Genomic DNA, 16,554 nt, shown 5'->3' with positions numbered 1-16,554 from the left:
AGAAAGCCCCACCCAACCTCCTCGAACCAACGGTCACTGACCGAAGGGAAGTAAAGGGGAGGAGTGCCTATGCGCACATAAGAGGATAAGGACTTTGACTCTTTTCTCAGATAATTTCTGCAAAATACTTGCAAACTTGTCTCCCCTCCCTTCGGAGGGGTCGGGGGAGGCTTCCTTTCGGGGCTGTGCTGCTTGTGGGCTTCCCTATCATCCAACCACAGGACCCTCAGGCTGTTCGCCCCCTTCTGAATGCGTATTTTTCTTCTCCACCTTCTTGTCCCCCTTCTTGCTCTCCTTGATGGACTTATCGTACTTATCGTACTCACGCAGGTGAACAGATTGCTTCAAACGAGCCGCCATCAACGAACCAGATGCCCTTGCACGCAAGTGAGGTTTGTAAATATGCTTCGTTGGATTAAAGTCAGCCAACTTCTCCGCACCCTGACTGCGAATACCCGCTGAGAAGATAGCCAAGTCTGGAATTTTCACTGCCACTCCCTCCAGTACCAACTCACGGATGCAAGCCACCATATCGGTCAGCACACCAGCAATAGCACCCTTAGAATAAGGCGTGTTATGGGCAGACATATACTCCGCCAACTTCTCCAAATCGTAGGTCTGAACGACCACCGAACGTGCATACCAATATCCCTTACGCTTACTGGTCTTGCGATTGTCTTGATAAACTTTGTAATGAATCATAATATTGAGTTTTTGGTTTAAAGTTTTGAATTGAACTATTAACAACTACGAATTTCTCTAATTACGCTAATGCTTATTGCGATGTAATTCGTGTCATTCGCGTAATTCGTAGTTAACTTTATGATTTGAACTACGAATTTCTCTAATTACGCTAATGCTTATTGCGATGTAATTCGTGTCATTCGCGTAATTCGTAGTTAACTTTATGATTTGAACTACGAATTTCTCTAATTACACTAATGCTTATTGCGATGTAATTCGTGTCATTCGCGTAATTCGTAGTTAACTTTATGATTTGAACTACGAATTTCTCTAATTACGCTAATGCTTATTGCGATGTTATTCGTGCAATTCGCGTAATTCGTAGTTAACTTTGAACTTTAGAATTATGTTTGACCTTACTAACGCTAATCTTTAACGCTAAGAACACTAATCTCCAAGCATAAGAGCACTAACTTCTAAACATCTTGGGGCTTATCTTTTTATTCACTCCCCTCTCCTTTTGGAGAGGAGGAGAAGCCCCACCCAGCCTTCCCGAAGGGGGAGGAGTGCCTATGCGCACATAAGAGGATAAGGACTTTTGACTCTTTTCTCAGATAATTTTCTGCAAAATACTTGCAAACTTGTCTCCTCCCCTTTCGGGGAGGTCGGGTGGGGCTTTTCTTTTTCTGTTTGCAAAGGTAAGCAACTTTATTCAGAAAGCAATCGTTTTTTGGGGTACTGGAGTAACAAGTTCCGCAAATACCTTTGTAACTATCTGTTTTACAGAGAGATATACAGAAGCCTCCCCCAGCCCCTACAGCCTCCCCCGACCCCTCCGAAGGGAGGGGAGTGCCTATGCGCACACGAGGGATAAGGGCTGGGCTCTTTATCTGATAGTTTTCTGCAAAATACTTGCGAACTTGCACTCCCCTCCCTTCGGAGGGGCTGGGGGAGGCTGTAGAGGTTGGGTGGGGCTTTTTATTCCCAATCACACAATCACAATCACAAAATCACAAAAAGGATTTTTCAATGTGTAAAAAGGGGATTCTTATATAATATAATACCTTATTAATAAATAATAATATATAATGATACATTATTTACATAAAGAAAAAGCATGATACTACCATAATTGATTTTGTGATTTTGTGATTGTGATTTTGTGATTATTAGCTTTCAATTACATGACTTTTAATTGCACAACTTTCTGATTATGCGACCTAACATTTTGCCTTCAATTATTTGTTAACTAAAGTTTCCCACCCCTTAAAACACTGTCTTTTCTCATTTTCCTTTGCTTGTCATCCCCCATATCCATTGACTTTTAACACATGCCTAACAGAAGTTATGCAGACTGTCCATATACTTCATCCCATTTTTCCAACGCTTCAGCCATTATAAGGATTTTGCTCATCTCTTTGTTATTATCGCTGATTGTATCCATAAGGTGTTGGGGCATCACCCCAAGCGTTTCTCCAATGAAAGGCAAGATAACAAGTGACCGATGCCAAACTTGCCAAAAAGATGAAATAAACCATCACTCATTCGAGTTTTAACATTCAAAAGTTTGGATAACTCACTTATTTTCTCTATTTTTGCTTTCATAACAGTTTTGTTGTTTTGTCTTTAAAATCAGTTGTTTAGCGATTACTAATTTACAAAGAAAATTCGACAAACTGTTATTTTTCTATCTATTTATTAGGGTGGGAAACTTTAGTTATTTTATAAGTATAATTGCAAAGATAATATAAAATTCACTTCCTGCTCACTCCTATCAACAAAATACTAATAAAATCGTTGATAATTCAGAATAATGTTTACCTTTGCAGGGGTAATCATTAACAGAATACTAACGTAACGTGTTGGCAGACAACATGAATGTACGGAGTATTCTTATCTTTACCTACTTTCAAACACCCTCAGACAGGGATACTTATCCCCAAGCTTAGAGAAGTATAATCTTATAAAACAAGCAATTATGAAGGAAAAACTCATGCCATATAGATGGATAGCTTACGTGTTAATGTGGTATATCTTTCAGATGTATCCTCCCTATCTCAGAATGACTTATACGTCAGAAGAATATCTCATAACGCATATCCTAATATCAGTAGTGGTAATTCTCTTTTGTTCTTACAAATTTGGTTCAGAGAAAGGAAAGGTTCTTGGCATACTGATGTTTTTAGTTGGTGTGCTTATCGACGTATTTATTGCGCTTATGCCATTGATCATATTATTATATTATTGGGATTGAACTGGGATCATTAACTCTTTAGATTTATATTCCAGCTTTTTTATTCCTATTTTTGTTACTTAACTAAAGTTTCCCACCCCTTAAAACACTGTCTTTTCTCATTTTCCTTTGCTTGTCATCCCCATATCCATTGACTTTTAACACATGCCTAACAGAAGTTATGCAGACTGTCCATATACTTCATCCCATTTTTCCAACGCTTCAGCCATTATAAGGATTTTGCTCATCTCTTTGTTATTATCGCTGATTGTATCCATAAGGTGTTGGGGCATCACCCCAAGCGTTTCTCCAATGAAAGGCAAGATAACAAGTGACCAATGCCAGACTTACCAAAACGATGAAATAAATCTCACTCATTCAAGTTTTAACACTCAAAAGTTTGGATAACTCACTTATTTTCTCTATTTTTGCTTCCATAACAGTTTTGTTGTTTTGTCTTTAAAATCAGTTGTTTAGCGATTACTAATTTACAAAGAAAATTCGACAAACTGTTATTTTTCTATCTATTTATTAGGGTGGGAAACTTTAGTAATAGAATATCAATTAATTAAAATCATAATAAAATGACGGAATTAGAAAAAAATGCCATTCTTGATTTTGCGTCTTCTGAGATAACTATTGATGATTTTTACAAAAAGATGCCTCAATATAAAAACGAAGATTTCATAGTCAAGAAATATAATGAAATTATTTTCAATAAAGATAGCAAGACATTGGGTTACTTGAGACTTATACCCATAAGAGATGTAAGACTTTTTAAAAATATCTATAGGCAATTGCTGTTAGAAGATTGGCATATAGAGCATGAAGATATTGTAGGCTTTTTTCAGTCGTATTTCAATAAAGACATTGAGAATATATATATACTATTAAATGCGTTAATTAATATACCTACATATCTTCAAGAAGATGAAGTAACTAAATATTCTTATATAAAAAAAATCATTTATGCTATTGGTGCTCAACCCCAACCGGAGAGTCTCTCTGCATTAGAGGACTTAGCATCAGAAACAGGCGATGAAAAGATAAAAGAACTTGCACTACATCAGTTGAAAAAAAAGGAAAAAACTCGGTAGATGGGAATACGAAAGAAACAAGCAAATAAGAAAATAGTTTACAGAAGTGCAGAATACTTCTTATAATAGAATATCAAATAAAGCAAAATGAATAACGATAATATTCCATCTCGTTCAATACGAATTGCTTTTTACAGTTTTGCTATTGTCTTGTCTCAAGGAGACTGCTGTTCCAATCGAGTCTGTATTCTCAAGCGAATCATCAGAAGGCGAGGCTTTGTCTGTAATGATTCAACAAAACATTTAAAATTGTTGGGGATGAGGGTAAAAGTTATTTTCCCTATTTTTGCTTCCATAACAGTTTTGTTGTCTTGTCTTTAAAATCAGTTCTTTAGCGATTACTAATTTACAAAGAAAATTCGACAAACTGTTATTTTTCTCTCTATTTATTAGGATGGGAAACTTTAGTTTGTTTATTATAAATATTTTTCGTAAATTTGCAAGAGCAATCCTAAAAGCTCATTAGCAAGGCAAAAATGTTTCTCCTGCGTTTATGGCTTACAGAACTGTGAAAAAACTATTATCAGACAAAAACAATCTCTTTACCAAAAAAAAATATAACAAAAACAATCTGCACAATGATAAGATTCTCACTTTATAACTACATGTTTGAGAAGTGCGCCGAAGACGACTTCTTCTACGACGAAGAGCGCCAGCAAGAAGTTGAGAGGAATTTCATCCACCGACAAAAATGCTTTGACGATGTGTTTATTGATGATTTCAATAACGAAAAACGCATTAACTTCACCAACGCACGAGGCACGCAGTATCTTCATCGTTTCCTCTTAGCACCTTACAGAGAAGAAGGCGTTTACATACTGATGATTCTCAACAACTGCCGAGGAACACGACACGACGAACAACTCAATTCGATCCCCTTTGATGACTATCGACGTTGCATAATTATTATTGACAATCGACCTGGCGTGCAGCTCCTCGCTATAGAGAACTCAACAACAGCATTTCGAACGATGAAATCGGTGGAAAATATCCTTGAAAAAACATTCTCAAGAATCATGGCACAACGATTCTCTCTAAAAGTAAGTATCAGAAATCTATACAATTCATCCTGCTTCTGGGAGATTGTTAACGATCGAAACCGCTACCCCAGAGGCTTCCGAAAAGTGGAATTTACATGGCCCAAACCTAACCTCGAGCGACTCGCAAAGCGTTTCGAGTTTATCCAAGGAATCCGCAAAGACACGAACGCAGGAGTGAAACTTGTCACCGATGCTGGCGCAGGCAACGCTGTGCATTTGAATGCGAAAGACAAATGGACAAGAGATGTTGTCGAGGTAGCAAGCGATATTGGTGGAGACGCATCTATCAGTCTGACGCCCAACGGCAGTAGAAAAAAGATTAACGTCGGGAAAGATAACTACAGATACATCAACTTCGAGGATGCAACCTTCAGCAATATGAGTCTCGACAACCCAGAACTCTATCCAAAAGAGCATCTTAAAGCATTGATAAATAAAATTGAAAAAGACTTACAAGAATATGGAGATTCTGACAGACTATGACAATGAGGTCTACAAGACGCAGGTAATGAACTCACCAGAGGGTTCGCTCTTTAAGCAATGGGCATCGCCACTCAACCGCCTGCAAAGAGAGAAGGGAGAAATCTCTGTGATGGACATCTGGCAAACGAGTACACAATGCATTGAAAAACTCTACCAAGCAGGGGGAAATAAAATTGACGAAATCCCCTTTATCTACACCTCATTAATCAAAGAGTGTAGCATTATCAAGCAGGGAAGAAACACCATCAATCGCACAAGAGCTGAAGCTGAAGCGTCAGCACAACTCATTATGACCGTAACAGCCACAAGAAGTCTGAATTATATTCAACCTGGACACGAGGAGGATCCTGTAAGTGAGAACGATGGTGTCGTACTGAAAATAATGAACGAAATAGGGGAAACCGCTTTCGATAAGTATGCTGAACTCTTCTTCTCTCAGAAGACTAACATTTATGGTGAGAAGATTGTCATTGACAGCTATAACCCCTTCACCGCAAAAGATGCAAACACCACCCCCACCCTACAGAAGGAAGCACGCAGAAAGAAAATCCTAACAACTCTCTTTGATAAGACAAGGGGCTTAGAACAGCTCTTTGGCAGCTCCGACTACGAAAATCTAAAGCAATGCTTTGAAAACATCTGCAACGACGACACCCTCCTCGCCCGCTTCGAGATGACAATGCCCAACGCCAACCCGTGGGGCATAAACAAGAAGATGGCACTCAACATCATCGCCCTCTTCATAAACAAAAGAAACATCAACATCCCCATGCACAAAATCAACACAACCATTGGCGGAAGCAACAACAGCCCTTACCTCACTCACCACCGCCCTTACAACGACAACCGCACCGCCTTCGGCATTACCACCGACAACTATAATGCCATCGCCAGAATTATTGAGGCTCTGTAAAACTGTTCTTACTCAGCTGATGTCACCTTGCTGTCGGGAAAAGAAACAGCCTACAAAAGTCGTTATTTTGCACATTTATTGCGGATTTAAGGATAAACAGAGCGTTTTTTAAAAGATATTAATTAACTTTGCATCTCATTCGAGCTATTTTAATAGCATTACTACAATTTATCTGCAAATTATTCTGGCGAGCTGCTTAACAAATTATTTGACAGAGATATACTTAAAATAAACATCAAAATATATACTTAAATTAGAACATAATGAATAAGAAAGAATACACCAGCCCCTGTTGCGTTGTCCATTCTTTATGCGAAGAGGTTGTATTATTAGCTGGTACAGGCAATAACCCACACCAGCCCTCTACTCTCACTCTACCTATTGATAATAAAAGTGGTAAAGAGATAGAGAAAGAAGAAGACATCCTCTAAAAAAGTCACATATATTTGCAAGAGAAATTGATATTCTTGTGGAAAAACATTTTATATTCGTAGAATAAATCAAAGAATCAGGGAATAAATAGAGGGGGTAGCCACGAGGCTATCCCCTTATTTTTATCGTGTAAGAACAAAAGGAAAGCGATCCTAACTATCTATTAACGCCCTGTTAAACAAGCTATAAATACATGAGATGCAATCTATAAACACATGACGGATTATCTATAAACAAATTATGAACAATCTATAAACACATTATAAACTTTCTATAAATAAATTATAAACTATTTTCGTAACCTACTGATTATCAGTTTATAATTTTTTGATAATAAAAAAATATTTTTTTTATAAAGCCTTTGCCAGGTTGAGCTTCATGCCAACGCTCCCTGTCTATAACTTTGTACTCACGTCACAGTTAGAATGACTTGACGTGGGTTTTCTCTTTCGAGAGATTACACCCAAAGATCAGACAGATTGTTTCACCCGAGCGGAGTGGGCAGGAGGAATCTCATGAGGTAAAGCTGCGCAGCGTTTCCCGTGCTTTCTCTTCTCACAACACTTGGGAGAATGAGAAAAAAGCATTACACACGACAGCGTGTGCAGCAGCAGCGCAAAGCAAAGCGCAGATTTCCTTTTGACGAGAACACGATGATGTGCGAACTATTCAAACCAGAATACTTCAAGCGTTTGGACGAACTAACCAATCAACTGCGACCCTATCTATCCAATGACGTGAAGACATTGCGGAGAGAGAAAGGATTGTTCTTATCGGAGGAGGGGAAAAAGAAGATAAAACGCACATGGTTCTATGCCCTTATTGCCCTAACAATAGCATCGGGAGAGCAGGGAGAAAGTCCACTAAGAGTGGCTAAAAGCATCTTCTTCAGATACCTCGTCAGCAACGATCATAGTAATATCCGTCTTTCTGAATCAACGTTGAAAGCCTCTGTAAATAAAGCATTTAGCGATTAAGATTAAGAGATTTTAAGAAACCCCAGATTACTTCTAAAAGTTGCAATCACGAATGAAGCGAGATAACTTTGCAAACATAAAACAAACCAATGGCAATGTTGTCTGCGGAAAAAAAATATCATTATGAACAACATTTTTAAGATTACAAAACTCGGAGAAGTCCGCCCGTACACCAACCAAAAAGGAATCACCTCACACTGCCGTGACATCCAGTTGCAACAGCTTGGAGGTAAGTTTGCCGACCGCTTCACATCAACCCTCTTTGATGCAGAGGCAGAAAAAGAACTCGAAGAGGGTGCGCTCGTCGCAGCACAACTCTACTTCTACACAACGGAATATAATGAGCGTGTGTTCCAGAATGTAAGTATTTCAGACATTGAGATTATCAATAAAAAATCATAAGATTATGGAAGTAAAAGTAATTATGAGTGACGCTGACTACCAGCGCATTATCGCCGCTAACGGCAAGAGAGTGAGAGGGTCTATTGCAATGAATTCCCCACAGGAATTTGATTTCCGTGCGTTCGCGAGAGAAACGCCATCAACGGCAACGCCCAACCGCATTCTGAACATGAAACACGGACGAGCAACAGTGGCGCCCGACCGCGTAAGGCTTTACATCATGGTGAAACGCTCTAACGAGACAGCCCCCGTAGACGTTGTTTACGATGAAAGTCAGCAGGCAATTAACTTTATGGAAGGAAGTCTGCTTGCATAGTAATAATTTTTCATGGGGTTGTTCTGCATTATAAATCATGTATGAACATCCCCGTTTCTAATCATAAAAGTAAACAAAATGTTCGATTATATACAAAGTATTCGTTCCCAGCACACAATTCCTTGCACAGCTGATATCTTAGATGTGGTAATACATTCGACCATAGTAAACAACATCTGTGCTGAACTTGCCGATTACCGCGAACAAGTGATGCGTGGCGAGATGAGTCGTGACGATTTCTCAACGAAGAAAGCAGAACTGAAACGCCGTTTACCAGCCTTCTGCTTTCATGCCCATTTCAAGAATGGTCATCGACTCAACGCTGAGGCAATTCCTTCAGGGCTTTCCATTCTTGACATCGACCATATCCCCTCACCTGAAACCTTCTACAACGAAAAAGTAAAAGAGCGTACGAAGGAGTTGGGCATCGTATTGGTGCACATGACGCCATCGTCAGAAGGACTGCGCATTGTATTCACACTTCCTCAGAAGATGACTTTGGCAGAGGGACAGCAGTGGCTCGCAGGGAAACTGGGACTGAAAGATTTTGACGAAGCTTGCAAGGATTACGCCCGCTGCTCGTTTGCTGTGCCAGCCGAATACATATTCTTTATCGACAAAGAGCGTCTATTTACGGAGCAAAAAGCACCGACGACACCAGTAAAGGATACTGACATAAAAAACACACCCGTCACCCCTCTACCCCCTATAAAATCCACAGAAGAGAGCACAGAGCCGACTACAGAAGACACTGCAAACGCTGACGACACACCCGTTGACATCCTTCCAGACACGGAAGAACTCTTCGACGCTTTTGTTTCCGCTTCGGGGCTGTCACCTGCTGCATTTACCAGCAAGGGAACACGCCACAATTCGCTCGTAACACTACTTTCTATGGGAATCTGTAGACTCCTCCCACAAGAGCAGCTCAAAGCCATCATCGCACAGCGTATGCCAGAATATTCACGAGAATCCGACTGCCGACAGCTGATCAAAGACTTCTACGAGAAATACACCAACACCAACCGCCCGATGTCATTTCAACTGCGAAAGATTTATACAGAATCACTCAGAAATAAGGCAGATTCAAAAGTATCAACCGAAAACAACCTGGAACAACTTGAAATAAAAAGAGAGGCAGAGCAGCAAGCGCAGATAGCTTGCATTAACAAAATATTCAACACCCTCCCCCCCATATTGTGCAAAACGCTTGAGGGCGTTCCTGCCAATATGCACATGCCCGTACTATGTGCTGTGCTCCCCCTTGCTGCTGCCTACGCAGACGGCGTTCAAGTAAGATATTGTGATGGTCAGTTACACCGACTCAACTTAATGTCGGTCATTGTCGGTCCACAAGCATCAGGCAAGAGCGTTTGCAAATCAAAGGTGGACTTATGGATAAGTCAAATGCTTGAGGACGACGCTCGCTCACGTGAGATTGAAGAGAAATGGAAACAGGAAAAGAAGCGTCGCAAAGCCAACGAGAAAGCACCCGAAGATCCTTGTGTGTTGATACGTTCAGTGCCCGTCACCATTAGTTGTTCAACGCTGTTGAGACGCTTTAAGAATTCCCGTGGTCACACGCTCTTCTCCTTTGGAGAGGAACTTGACACGCTGCGCAAGACAAATGGTGCAGGGTCATGGTCGCAGAAGTATGATGTCTATCGCCTTGCCTTCGATAATGGTGTATGGGGGCAAGATTACAACTCAGATCAGGCAGAGAGTGGTGTGGTTCCCGTAGCCTATAATTTCTCTATCCTTGGCACTTACGGTGCCTTCAAAAGATGTTTCAAAAGAGACAATGTTGAAAACGGATTGTCATCGCGCATCTTTATCGCAGAAATGCCCGATTCCACTTTTGCCCCTATGCCCCTCTATGGTGAAGAAGTGGAGGGCTTGTCAACTGAAGTTAATGCTGCTGTAACAATGTTGCGCGCCAGCCATGGCATTATTGACACCCCCCTATTGCGAGAAGCTATCGGCGAGTGGGTGGAACGGAAAAGAATAGAAGCAATGGCTGATGGAGACATCGTCAAAGACACCTATCGTAAGCGTGCAGCCGTCATTGGCTTTCGTTGTGGCGTTATTGCCCGTCTGCTGATGGGTGAAGAGAACGAGAAGGTGCTGGAATTTGCCCGCTTGATTGCTGAATATATTTTGGAGAAACAATGTAACTTCTTCGGTGAAGCATTACTCTGTGAATATAAGTCGGCTGAACAAGAAATGGGAAAATATTCGGCAAACGGATGTATTTTTGACAAACTCCCACCTGTTTTCACCATCAATGACCTGCAAAAAGAAAAGGGTTCTACTGTGACCAGAAACGTAATCAACAACATCATCTATCGATGGAAGAAGAGTGGATGGATTGAAAAGAAAGAGGAAGGCAAATGGATGAAAACGACCCAAGATAAATATAAGGTGTAAACACTTTTAATCGTGTCATGTAATATTTATTGTAATCTGAAACTCTCTATTAGCAATCACAAAATCACAATCATAAAATCACAAAATCGAAAAACAAAACAAAATCAAAAATCAAGATCACAAAATCACAAATCACAATCATAAAATCACAAATCAAATTAAGTCAACGCTATGGAAATAAAACTAATAAGACAATATTACCAGAAGAAATATACTATCGGACGTTTATATGTCAATAATTATTTTTTCTCTGACACCCTCGAACCTCCCTCAAAACGTCTGTCAGAAAAGTGTTCATTGAAAACGATTAAGAAAGTGAAAGGCGAGGGTTTTAGAGCTATCCCCACAGGGCGTTATCGCATCCTCATCACTCGTAGCCAACGATTCGGACGATGGTTGCCGCTACTGCTGAACGTGAAGGGCTTTGAAGGGATAAGGATTCATGCGGGGAATAAGCCAGAAGACACGAGGGGCTGCATCCTCCTCGGTTTCAACCGCCGCAAAGGCTATGTACTGGACTCTACGAAGTGCGTCCAACAGCTGATGCGCAGGATGACGGAGGCTATGGAGAAAGGAGAAAAAGTGTTTGTGAAAGTGAAGTAGCCCCACCCGACCTCCCCGAAGGGGGAGGAGTGCAAACTGCCAGCCTCCCCGAACCAACGGTCAATGACCGAAGGGAAGTAAAGGAGAGGAGTAGCCTCACCCCCAACCCCTCTCCGAGTGGAGAGGGGAGTGATTAGTGAGAAAGAAGAAAAGTTCTGTCATTATGTCGCTTACGTCTGTCATTCTGTCATTTTGTTTTCATAGGCACATCATTTGAGATAATGGGTTACAGAATTAGTAAAAAAGTAAGAAATAATCGGGAGGCTGATGATGAATAATTAGGTGATTGAAAAACGTCTGGTTAGAAATGATTAGAGGAACGATAAGAAAATAAGAAAGGAGATTTGAAGAATGACATTTGATAAATTTACAATTAAAGCGCAAGAGGCTGTTCAGAGTGCGATAAATATTGCACAGAGAAATGGGCAGCAAACCTTTGAGCCAGTGCATATTTTGGCTGGTGTGATGGAAAAGGGAAAAGACGTGATTAATTACGTCTTCCAGAAATTAGGTGTGAATGCACAAGCTGTGGAGAGTGCCATTCAGAATGAGATGAGCCACTTACCGAAAGTATCTGGTGGTGAACCTTATCTCTCTTCTGAGACCAATCAGGTAATGCAACGCACGATGGATATTTCGCAGAAGATGGGCGATGAGTTTGTAAGCATTGAACCGATGTTGCTCGCTCTGTTGGCTGTAAATTCCACAGCAAGTCGGATATTGAAAGATGCGGGTTGCACAGAGAAAGAAATGACAGCTGCAATTAATGATCTTAGACAAGGACAGAAGGTGCAGTCGCAAAGTGGTGACGAGAACTATCAGTCATTACAGAAATATGCTCGCAACCTTATAGAAGATGCACGTGCAGGCAAGCTCGACCCAGTGATTGGTCGTGATGAGGAGATTCGAAGAGTATTGCAGATTCTGTCTCGTCGTACAAAGAATAACCCTATTCTCATTGGTGAGCCAGGTACTGGTAAGACCGCTATTGTTGAGGGTTTGGCAGAGCGAATCGTTCGTGGTGATGTGCCAGAAAATTTGAAAGATAAACAACTCTACTCATTGGATATGGGTGCGATGTTGGCTGGTGCTAAGTATAAAGGTGAGTTCGAGGAGCGATTGAAGAGTGTGGTTAAGGAAGTGATGCAGGCTGATGGTAATATCATCCTCTTCATCGATGAAATTCACACATTGGTCGGTGCTGGTGGTGGCGAAGGTGCTATGGATGCAGCTAACATTTTGAAGCCAGCTTTGGCACGTGGCGAGTTGAGAGCTATCGGTGCAACAACGCTGAATGAATATCAGAAATATTTTGAGAAAGATAAGGCTCTTGAGCGTCGTTTCCAAACAGTTATGGTGGATGAGCCAGACGAATTGGACGCCATCTCTATCCTTCGTGGATTGAAGGAGCGTTATGAGAACCATCACAAGGTTCGTATTCAAGACGATGCTTGTATAGCAGCTGTAAAACTTTCTGAGCGTTATATATCAGATCGTTTCTTACCTGATAAGGCTATCGACTTGATGGATGAGGCAGCCGCAAAACTACGCATGGAGCGTGATTCTGTTCCAGAGGAGTTGGATGAGATTACTCGTCGTTTGAAACAACTTGAGATTGAGCGTGAGGCTATCAAGCGCGAGAACGACACAGAAAAGATTGCACAACTCGACAAGGAGATTGCCGAACTCAAAGAGCAGGAACATGGATTCCGTGCTAAGTGGGAAGGAGAGCGTGGATTGGTGAATAAGATTCAGCAAGACAAGCAAGAGATTGAGCAGCTCAAGTATGAGGCTGATCGTGCCGAGCGTGAGGGTAATTACGAACGTGTTGCCGAGATTCGTTACTCTCGTTTGAAACAACTGGAGGATGATATCAAGAATATTCAACAGCAGTTGCAAGCTACACAAGATGGTCAAGCAATGGTGCGCGAGGAGGTTACAGCGGATGATATTGCTGAGGTTGTGAGCCGTTGGACGGGTATTCCTGTCACACGAATGTTACAGAGTGAGAAGGATAAACTGCTCCACTTGGAGGATGAACTACACAAGCGTGTCATTGGACAAGATGAAGCTATCACAGCCGTGGCAGACGCTGTTCGTCGTTCACGTGCTGGCTTACAAGACCCGAAAAAGCCAATTGCTTCCTTCATCTTCTTAGGTACAACGGGTACTGGTAAGACCGAGTTGGCAAAGGCATTGGCTGACTATCTCTTCAATGACGAGTCTATGATGACACGAATTGATATGAGTGAGTATCAAGAGAAGTTCAGTGTAACTCGACTCATCGGTGCGCCTCCTGGATATGTAGGCTATGATGAGGGTGGTCAGCTGACCGAGGCTGTACGCCGCAAGCCTTACTCAGTGGTTCTCTTTGATGAGATTGAGAAGGCACATCCAGACGTATTCAACATTCTTTTGCAGGTATTGGACGATGGTCGATTGACAGATAATAAGGGGCGAACGGTGAACTTCAAGAATACGATTATCATCATGACGTCTAACCTTGGTTCGCAATACATCCAACAGCAGTTTGAGCATCTTAACGATACGAATCGTGAGGAAGTAATCGACAAGGCAAAAGTTGCGGTGATGGATATGTTGAAGAAGACGATACGTCCAGAGTTCCTCAATCGTATTGACGAGACAATTATGTTCTTGCCATTGACAAAGGATCAGATTGGTGGTGTTGTTCGTCTACAGTTGGAGAGAGTTAAGGATATGTTAGAGCCACAGGGTATTGAACTTCAGTGGACCGACCCAGCCATCAACTATCTTTCAGATGTTGGCTACGATCCAGAGTTCGGTGCGCGTCCTGTCAAGAGAGCTATCCAGCGTTACGTATTGAACGACCTCAGTAAGTCATTGCTTGCAGGTACTGTCAATCGTGACAAGCCTGTCATCATTGATTGCTTTGGCGAGGGCTTAGTATTTAGAAACTAATATCAGAGGGAGTGCGTCTCATTGATACGCTCCCTTTTTTTTATAAAAAATAGGCGGAACACCCACGTAAACACGTGGTATACCGCCTAACATATTGAATTTTAGTAAAATACTACATCTCTTCAACTGCTGCTTGTGCCGCAGAAAAATATTGCTTAAAATAAAGCAGTTAGACGGTTTGTGTAAGTAAACCATTTTTTCTATTGTTTTTTGTTCCATTGATTTAATACTCTTAAGTTAATTCTACCTAATTGCTTAGTAACACTTCTTGCACGGTCTCCGCCCCATGCCTTTTGCCTTTGACAAAGAAACGGAGACAATATCACCACTACAGCGGTTCAGACCGCTGCAGTGCTTAGTCCTATGGTAGACCGCTGCCTTTGGTCCAGTGCATATATACACAACAGAATTGGTACTGTTACCGCTAACGCTCTCCGTAAATACGTTTCCCAATACCAGGTATAATGAAATGATAGCTAATAATTTCATAAGTTATATTTTATAGATTTTATGAGTTTTATACTACAAGTTGAGTTCATCTTTTATTTCATCTATTTGAGATTTGCTCTCTTCTACAGAAGTTTCCAGATCACTTATTCGAGAGCTGTTTTCCCCTACAGTTTGTTCGAACTCCTCTACTTTCACTTCTACTTCATCTAAGCGAGATGAAAGAGAGCTTACCCAAAACAATAACGTAACAATCCCTATAAGCAAAATGATAATAAAACCTTCTGCAAGCAATAAACGCTTTTTATCATTATCAGACATGGCTATATTTCATCAGATGGATTAACAAAGTTTACTGGTCCATAGCTCAAAGTTGTCCAATATTTCATTTCTCCGCCCCTTGTTTTGCCTTTTGAAGTTTTTATATTTATAAAGCCATCTTCTCTATTATTGGGAGAATGACCAAAAATATAATATTTAAAACCATCTTCACCTGTACCACTCCACCTGAAATCGTATTTCTCCGAGAACACTGTATATAGCCTATCTCTCTGCTGTTTAGCGTATTCAACTGAACTTAAATTGAAACTACGAAAAAAGGATATAAAATACAAATACGTTGCATTGCCTTCCGCTTGAAACTCAAAATTCACATAGTCAAATTGTTCGTCTGCAAATAAGACATCATAATACGTTAACTTGTTTGTGGAATTTTGATAGCTATCTTTTCCGCCATTGAAACGTTGATCAAGCACATGTTTACACGAAGTATAGTTATCGCCAAAGCGTACTCCAACAACTGTTGGTAATGATTGTGCACTTAAGGGTATTACACATAATAAAAATAAAACACATAAGTAAAGATTTCTTCTCATAATTATAATTTATAGTAAATAATATCATTTCTTCTCATATTACTTCATAAATAGATTTATACATGATATGCAATGTCACAATCTCACAATATTGAACAAGTACCCTTACAGGCTTTCCTACAGCATATATTTTATCTTGATAGAAATATCAATCTATATATCATGAAAGTTAAGATAGCCCAGCAATATCACGATCATATTTAAAAGTTCGTTTGCAAATATAAAAAAATAAAAATTAAATAGCAAACAAGATAGATATAAAATAAAGAAGATTATATAATCCTTAGTGAATCCATAAGCTTATAAGGGTCTTCCAGAATTTGGAGTGATATAATTTAAAGTCTGATAATCAATAACTTTTGTGAGTTCTATTCTTTCACATCCCTTTGTTTACTGAATATTAAAGAATATAAAGTGCTAAAATAAAGGCTACAAAATCTATACTTAGCTTACATGGGCTATCCACGCCACAAAAAGCTTATATTTAAGGGTTTACAATACTTTTTTATCAACAGAAAGTCTAAAAAGTATAATACCATCACTCCAAATTCCGGAAGACCCTTATATAGTCGCAAAAAAGACATAACATATAAATTATAACTATTATTCAATTAAACAAAAGTTGCTCATTGAAACTGATGAGATATAGTTACTTATAAAGCTTCTGTAAATTGACAGATTTGAA

The 16,554-nt window shown here is 40.2% G+C and carries 13 protein-coding genes; 10 read left to right on the top strand and 3 right to left on the bottom strand.

The genetic code is table 11. The features are described 5' to 3' along the window. Positions 1-207: 207 nt before the first annotated feature. Positions 208-702, bottom strand: coding sequence for a DNA-binding protein (locus O3603_RS03415; RefSeq protein ID WP_371520582.1), 495 nt, complete (start codon positions 700-702; stop codon positions 208-210). A gap of 2,799 nt (positions 703-3,501) precedes the next feature. Here O3603_RS03415 and O3603_RS03410 point away from each other — a divergent pair. The 10 genes from O3603_RS03410 to clpB all read left to right on the top strand — a co-directional run bounded on the left by O3603_RS03410 (position 3,502) and on the right by clpB (position 14,547). Beyond that, positions 3,502-4,014, top strand: coding sequence for a hypothetical protein (locus O3603_RS03410; RefSeq protein ID WP_371520579.1), 513 nt, complete (start codon positions 3,502-3,504; stop codon positions 4,012-4,014). Positions 4,015-4,592: 578 nt separating this feature from the next. Next, positions 4,593-5,537 (top strand): hypothetical protein, encoded by a 945-nt coding sequence (locus O3603_RS03405; protein ID WP_009436042.1) that lies wholly within the window; start codon positions 4,593-4,595, stop codon positions 5,535-5,537. Then, positions 5,515-6,450, top strand: a complete 936-nt coding sequence (locus O3603_RS03400) for a hypothetical protein (RefSeq protein WP_371520577.1) — start codon at positions 5,515-5,517, stop codon at positions 6,448-6,450. Before O3603_RS03405 ends, O3603_RS03400 begins: the two co-directional genes overlap by 23 nt. Before the next feature lie 263 nt (positions 6,451-6,713). Next, positions 6,714-6,881 carry a hypothetical protein gene (locus O3603_RS03395; RefSeq protein WP_371520575.1) on the top strand — a complete coding sequence of 56 codons (168 nt, stop codon included), beginning with the start codon at positions 6,714-6,716 and terminating at the stop codon, positions 6,879-6,881. Between the two features lie 573 nt (positions 6,882-7,454). Next, on the top strand, positions 7,455-7,859 hold the full coding sequence (locus tag O3603_RS03390; RefSeq protein WP_371520572.1) for a hypothetical protein: 405 nt from the start codon (positions 7,455-7,457) through the stop codon (positions 7,857-7,859). A gap of 123 nt (positions 7,860-7,982) precedes the next feature. Beyond that, the gene (locus O3603_RS03385) at positions 7,983-8,261 is read left to right on the top strand and encodes a hypothetical protein (protein WP_311454326.1); all 279 of its coding nucleotides are present in this window, start codon (positions 7,983-7,985) and stop codon (positions 8,259-8,261) included. Positions 8,262-8,283: 22 nt separating this feature from the next. After that, on the top strand, positions 8,284-8,577 hold the full coding sequence (locus tag O3603_RS03380) for a hypothetical protein (protein ID WP_009436066.1): 294 nt from the start codon (positions 8,284-8,286) through the stop codon (positions 8,575-8,577). Positions 8,578-8,655: 78 nt separating this feature from the next. Further along, complete coding sequence (locus tag O3603_RS03375) at positions 8,656-11,004, top strand: BT4734/BF3469 family protein (protein WP_371520569.1); 2,349 nt, start codon at positions 8,656-8,658, stop codon at positions 11,002-11,004. 171 nt (positions 11,005-11,175) lie between these two features. After that, positions 11,176-11,607 carry a DUF5675 family protein gene (locus O3603_RS03370; protein WP_371520566.1) on the top strand — a complete coding sequence of 144 codons (432 nt, stop codon included), beginning with the start codon at positions 11,176-11,178 and terminating at the stop codon, positions 11,605-11,607. A gap of 351 nt (positions 11,608-11,958) precedes the next feature. Next, on the top strand, positions 11,959-14,547 hold the full coding sequence (gene clpB / locus O3603_RS03365) for an ATP-dependent chaperone ClpB (RefSeq protein ID WP_371520563.1): 2,589 nt from the start codon (positions 11,959-11,961) through the stop codon (positions 14,545-14,547). Positions 14,548-15,069: 522 nt separating this feature from the next. On the opposite strand, the gene O3603_RS03360 is transcribed toward clpB, so the two are convergent. Together O3603_RS03360 and O3603_RS03355 are read right to left on the bottom strand one after the other, a co-directional pair. Next, positions 15,070-15,315: a hypothetical protein gene (locus tag O3603_RS03360; RefSeq protein ID WP_371520560.1), complete on the bottom strand. Its 246-nt coding sequence runs from the start codon at positions 15,313-15,315 to the stop codon at positions 15,070-15,072. A 2-nt stretch (positions 15,316-15,317) separates the two neighbouring features. Continuing rightward, positions 15,318-15,869 (bottom strand): hypothetical protein, encoded by a 552-nt coding sequence (locus tag O3603_RS03355; RefSeq protein WP_371520558.1) that lies wholly within the window; start codon positions 15,867-15,869, stop codon positions 15,318-15,320. Between the last annotated feature and the right edge of the window lie 685 nt (positions 15,870-16,554).

Origin of the sequence: Prevotella sp. 20925_1_30, assembly GCF_041433025.1 — a bacterium.
Lineage (GTDB): Bacteria > Bacteroidota > Bacteroidia > Bacteroidales > Bacteroidaceae > Prevotella > Prevotella vespertina.
This window is presented reverse-complemented; position numbering and strand designations above follow the sequence as displayed.

Coding starts and splice junctions, on each gene's coding strand:
- O3603_RS03415 (WP_371520582.1), bottom strand. CDS start 702: ATGATTCATTACAAAGTTTATCAAGACAATCGCAAGACCAGTAAGCGT.
- O3603_RS03410 (WP_371520579.1), top strand. CDS start 3,502: ATGACGGAATTAGAAAAAAATGCCATTCTTGATTTTGCGTCTTCTGAG.
- O3603_RS03405 (WP_009436042.1), top strand. CDS start 4,593: ATGATAAGATTCTCACTTTATAACTACATGTTTGAGAAGTGCGCCGAA.
- O3603_RS03400 (WP_371520577.1), top strand. CDS start 5,515: ATGGAGATTCTGACAGACTATGACAATGAGGTCTACAAGACGCAGGTA.
- O3603_RS03395 (WP_371520575.1), top strand. CDS start 6,714: ATGAATAAGAAAGAATACACCAGCCCCTGTTGCGTTGTCCATTCTTTA.
- O3603_RS03390 (WP_371520572.1), top strand. CDS start 7,455: ATGAGAAAAAAGCATTACACACGACAGCGTGTGCAGCAGCAGCGCAAA.
- O3603_RS03385 (WP_311454326.1), top strand. CDS start 7,983: ATGAACAACATTTTTAAGATTACAAAACTCGGAGAAGTCCGCCCGTAC.
- O3603_RS03380 (WP_009436066.1), top strand. CDS start 8,284: ATGAGTGACGCTGACTACCAGCGCATTATCGCCGCTAACGGCAAGAGA.
- O3603_RS03375 (WP_371520569.1), top strand. CDS start 8,656: ATGTTCGATTATATACAAAGTATTCGTTCCCAGCACACAATTCCTTGC.
- O3603_RS03370 (WP_371520566.1), top strand. CDS start 11,176: ATGGAAATAAAACTAATAAGACAATATTACCAGAAGAAATATACTATC.
- clpB (WP_371520563.1), top strand. CDS start 11,959: ATGACATTTGATAAATTTACAATTAAAGCGCAAGAGGCTGTTCAGAGT.
- O3603_RS03360 (WP_371520560.1), bottom strand. CDS start 15,315: ATGTCTGATAATGATAAAAAGCGTTTATTGCTTGCAGAAGGTTTTATT.
- O3603_RS03355 (WP_371520558.1), bottom strand. CDS start 15,869: ATGAGAAGAAATCTTTACTTATGTGTTTTATTTTTATTATGTGTAATA.